Origin of the sequence: Streptomyces sp. 8K308 (assembly GCF_004348315.1) — a bacterium.
In the GTDB taxonomy this organism is placed as follows: Bacteria; Actinomycetota; Actinomycetes; order Streptomycetales; family Streptomycetaceae; genus Streptomyces.
Window position 1 is genome coordinate 1 of sequence record NZ_SMKC01000468.1, and the last position, 4408, is coordinate 4408.

5 protein-coding genes are annotated in these 4408 nt (G+C 75.1%); 2 read left to right on the forward strand and 3 right to left on the reverse strand.

The features are described 5' to 3' along the window. Positions 1-182 precede the first annotated feature (182 nt). The gene (locus E1265_RS34095) at positions 183-962 is read left to right on the forward strand and encodes an ABC transporter ATP-binding protein (RefSeq protein WP_132934826.1); all 780 of its coding nucleotides are present in this window, start codon (positions 183-185) and stop codon (positions 960-962) included. Positions 963-972: 10 nt separating this feature from the next. Continuing rightward, positions 973-2310 (forward strand): ABC transporter permease, encoded by a 1338-nt coding sequence (locus E1265_RS34100; RefSeq protein WP_132934827.1) that lies wholly within the window; start codon positions 973-975, stop codon positions 2308-2310. Between the two features lie 61 nt (positions 2311-2371). Here E1265_RS34100 and E1265_RS34105 read toward each other — a convergent pair whose 3' ends face one another. From E1265_RS34105 to E1265_RS34115, 3 genes are all read right to left on the reverse strand, one after another. Further along, a complete protein-coding gene (locus E1265_RS34105; protein ID WP_243741310.1) occupies positions 2372-3361 on the reverse strand; it encodes a CapA family protein in 990 nt (329 codons plus the stop codon). Further along, positions 3351-3542 carry a hypothetical protein gene (locus E1265_RS34110; RefSeq protein ID WP_132934828.1) on the reverse strand — a complete coding sequence of 64 codons (192 nt, stop codon included), beginning with the start codon at positions 3540-3542 and terminating at the stop codon, positions 3351-3353. The genes E1265_RS34105 and E1265_RS34110 overlap by 11 nt, the downstream gene beginning before the upstream one ends. Positions 3543-3630: 88 nt before the next feature. Further along, positions 3631-4392 (reverse strand): class I SAM-dependent methyltransferase, encoded by a 762-nt coding sequence (locus tag E1265_RS34115; RefSeq protein WP_132934829.1) that lies wholly within the window; start codon positions 4390-4392, stop codon positions 3631-3633. Positions 4393-4408 lie beyond the last annotated feature (16 nt).

The window sequence follows — 4408 nt, forward strand, 5'->3', positions numbered from 1 at the left end:
GGTGTACCTAGTGCCACCCCGGATTCGGGTCGTGAGGCCAATGTGGCGGAGCCGCGCCGTCCGTAGGTTCGTGGATGTGGCGCACGGGGCGTCACGGAGCGAGTTCACGACGCTCACGGGCTCACGGGCTCACGGGCTCACGGGCTCACCGGCTCACGGGCTCATGGGAAGGGGAAGGCGAGATGTTTCGTCGTGGTGGCGGGCCTGGGCCCGCGCGGAGCGCGGAGGCGCTGCGGCTGGTCGGGGTCACCAAGGGCTACGGGGGCGCGGAGAGCGCCGTGACCGCGTTGGACGACGTGTCGCTGTCCCTGCCCACCGGCAGCTTCACGGCGGTCATGGGGCCCTCGGGTTCAGGGAAGTCCACGCTGCTGCAGTGCGCGGCCGGGCTCGACCGGCCGGACCGGGGCCTGGTGGTGGTGGACGGCGCCGAGCTGGCGGGCGGCAGCGAGGCCGAGCTGACGAAGTTCCGGCGGAACCGGATCGGCTTCGTTTTCCAGCAGTACAACCTGCTGCCGACCCTCACCGTCCTGCAGAACACGACGCTGCCGCTGCGGCTCGCCGGCCGCCGGGTCAACCGGGAGCGGGCGCGCGGGGTCCTGGCACAGGTGGGCCTCGGCGACCGGCTCGGTCACCGTCCTGACCAGCTGTCCGGCGGGCAGCGGCAGCGGGTGGCCATCGCCCGGGCGCTGGTGGCCGAGCCCAGCGTGCTCTTCGCCGACGAGCCGACCGGCGCGCTGGACACCCGCAGCGCCCGCGAGGTGCTGGAGCTGCTGCGCGAGGTGGTCACCGCGCACGGCAGGACGGTGGTGATGGTGACGCACGACCCGGTCGCCGCCTCCTACGCGGACTCGGTGGTGTTCCTCGCGGACGGCCGGCTGGCCGGTTCGATGGCCGCGCCGACCGCGGACGCGGTCGCGGAGCGGCTCGCGCACCTGGGCGACGTCGTGGCGGCGGGGGTCTAGGGCCGTGGTCATGCTCCAGTTGGCGATCCGCTCGGTCCGGCAGCGCCCGGGCCGCTTCCTCGGCACCCTGCTCGCCGCCTTCCTCGGCGCGGGCGTCAGCATGGCGTTCAACTCCCTGCACGACACGGCCGGCGCCGCCGGCGTCGACGACGTCAGCGCCGAGACGCTGAGCCTGAGCGGCGGCGTGGTCGGCGGGTACGGCACGCTGCTGGTCTTCTTCGCCGTCGCCTCCACGCTCACGGTGAACGTCCGGCAGCGGGAGTCAGAGCTGGCCCTGCTCCGGCAGACCGGCGCCACGCCCGCCCAGGTCAGGCGGATGGTGATGGGCGAGGCGATCCTGGTGGCGCTGCTCGGCGCGGCGCTGGCGATCGGACCCGCGATGCTGGGCGGGCGCGCCCTGCTCACGATGTTCCGGGAGACCGGCCAGGTCGCCCCCGGCGTGGACCACGTGTTCGGCCCGATCGCGCTCTCCGCGGGCTTCGGCGTCACGCTGCTGGCCTCGGCCGGGGCGGCGTTCCTCGCGGTCCGGCGGGCCACCAGGGCCGCGCCGGGGGCCCGGGCGCCGAGGGCTCGGCTGCGGACCACGGGCGGCGTGCTGGCGCTGCTCGGCGGCGTGGGCGGGGTGTCCGCCACCTGGGCCATGGACCCGGCGGAGCCGGCGCTGATGGCGGCGCCCGCCTACGGGGCCATCCTGCTGTCCGTCGGCTTCGCCACGCTCTCGGCCGGGCTGCTGAGGACCCTGCTCCGCTGGTTCGGTCGCCCCATCGCGGCGCTGACCGGCGCCGGCGGCTACCTCGCGGTGCACAACACCAGGCAGCGGGCCGCGAGCCAGGCCGGGGTGCTGATGACGCTCGTCCTCTTCACCGGGATCACCTTGGCTACGGTGTGCATCCAGGTGATCGAGAGCGACGCGCTCGACGCGGCGGGCATCACCAGGTCCGTCGAGGACAAGAACCTGGAGACGCTGAACCTGGTGGTCGTCGGCATCATCGCCGCCTTCTGCTGCGTCATGCTGGTCAACAGCCTGTACGCGGCGACCTCCTACCGCCGCCAGGAGTTCGGCCGGCAGCGTCTCGCCGGCGCCACGCCGAGGCAGGTGCTGACGATGGTCGCGACCGAGAGTGCGTTGCTGACCGCCGTCGGGCTGTTCTTCGGGACGGTGGCCGGGCTCGCGGGGGCGGTCGCCTTCTCCCAGGTGCGGGCGGAGGCGACGATGCCAGGCGAGGCGATAACGATCTGGCTCGGCACGGCCGCGATCGCGACCGTGGCGACGCTGGTGACCAGCGTGCTCACCGCCCGCGGGGCGCTGCGCGCTCCGGCGATCCAGGCCGTGGCGGTGGCGGCGTAGGCCGCTGTCGCGCCCGCGCGGCGCGGGCCGGGGGTGGCGGAGGGCTGAGCGGCGACGCCGCTCAGCCCTCCGCTGCCCAGTCGACGACCAGCCGTGCCCCCGCGCGCCGCAGGCCCGTCGTGCCGAGGTCGGCGCTGGCCGCGGTCAGCCGGTCGGCCACCCACGTCCACTCGGGCCCGTCCGGCTCGGCCGGGCGGGTGTGGGCGTAGTCGAGGGCGACGGGCAGGGCCTCGGTGTGGCGCGGGCCTTCTGGGGCGAGGGCGGTGAAGACGAGGATGCCGCGGTCGTTGTGGAGCACCGGGTCCACGGCGTAGTCGTCGACAAAGTCGCCCAGGTCGAACAGGACGCGGCGGGTGAGACCGTGGAAGACGTGGGCGGAGTGGCCGACGACCAGCGTGGCGCCGGCGGCGAGCAACCGGGGCGCCGCGCGGCGGACGTGCGTCACGGGCTCCACCACCATGTTGGGGCCCCAGTGCACCATCAGCACCACCGCGTCGACGCGGGCGCGCAGCGCGCCGATCGTCTCGGCGAGCCAGTCGGGGACGCCCGCGCGCAGGTCGGCGTGGGCGACGCCGGGCCGGCCGGGTCCCGCCGCGTACTCGGCCGGGTGGTCGGTGACGCCGAGCAGCCCGATCCGCAGCCCGCCCACGGTCAGCACGGCCGGCTCCCGCGCCGCCGCCTCGTCGGGGCCCGCCCCCACCGCGAGGATCCCGGCCGCGGCCAGGTGGTCCAGGGTGTCGAGCAGCGCCTCCGGGCCGTAGTCGAGCGCGTGGTTGTTGGCCAGGGTCACGGCGCGCACGCCGAGCCCGGCCAGCGCCTCGGCGGCCGGCGGCGGGGCGCGGAAGAAGAACGGCTTGCCGGGGATCCGGATCGGGCTGCCCCGGCTCGACACGCAGCACTCCAGGTTAAGCAGCACCGCGTCGGCCGTGGCCAGCTCGGCCCGCAGCTCGTCGGCGAACAGGACCCCCGTGCCGTGGTGGCCGATCTCCTCGGCCACGCCACGGCCCAGCATGGTGTCCCCGGCCAGCGCCAGCCGGGCCTCAGCTGCCACCGGCGAGCAGCACCTCCCTGGCCAGCCTGGCGCCCCGGGCGGCGGGGCTGTCCCGCACGTCCCGCGGCGGGTCGTCGGCCAGGCCGTCGAGCACGGTGCGCAGGGCGTCCGTCAGGGTCTCGACCCGCTGCTCGAGCTCCTGGATCCGGGTCTCGGTCGCGTCAGTCCTGAAGTCGGTCATGAGGCCACCTCCCTCGGCACGCGGTGTGTCGCGATGAGTCCGCCCTTCCAGCGTCACACTTCGGGCGAATCGATGCCAAACGGTCGCCTCACCGTTCCAGGACCACGGTCCGCATGCCACCGCCGCCGGGCCCTGCCTCGTCGCGTACCACCCGCAGGCCGGCCGTGCGGCACTGGTCGAGGACCCAGCCGTGGGCCAGTCGCAGTTTGCGGTAGCTGCCGGTGCGCAGCGTCCACCCGCCGTCGGGGCCCGGCCGGCGGGTGTGGACCAGGTCGTGCACCACCACCGTGTAGTCGTCGAAGTCGTCCGGGTACTCGAGGAAGCACGTCATGATCCGGTCCTCGGTGGCGCGGACCGGCAGGAAGCGGTCGGTGCCGGTGAGCGGCACGGTCAGGTCGCGGTAGGAGAGGACGGCACGGCCGCCGGGGGCCAGGGCGCCGGCGATGTCGCCGAGCAGCGCCGCCACGTCGCCGCGGGTCGGCAGGTGGGTCAGGGTGTCGCCGAGGCACAGGACCACGCCGGCCGAGCCAGGCCGCACCAGCTCCCGGGGCGCGGTGCGCAGGTCGGACTCGACCGGCCGCACCGCCGGCGTGCCGGCCGTGTGCTCGGCCAGCTCGGCCAGCAGCGGGGCGCTCAGGTCGACGGCGAACACCGGGTCGAAGCCGAGCTCGGCCAGCGCGAGGCTGCTGTGGCCCGGGCCGCAGCCCAGGTCGACCGCGGTGGCGCCGGCCGCTCCAGGCACGATCCCGAGGTCGGCGAGGAAGGTCCGCTGGGTGGTGGCGAGCGCTGTCAGGTCGCCGCCCAGCATCCACGTGTAGTGCTCGGCGAGCAGCCGGTCGTAGTGGTCCATCGCCGGTGGGTGGGTG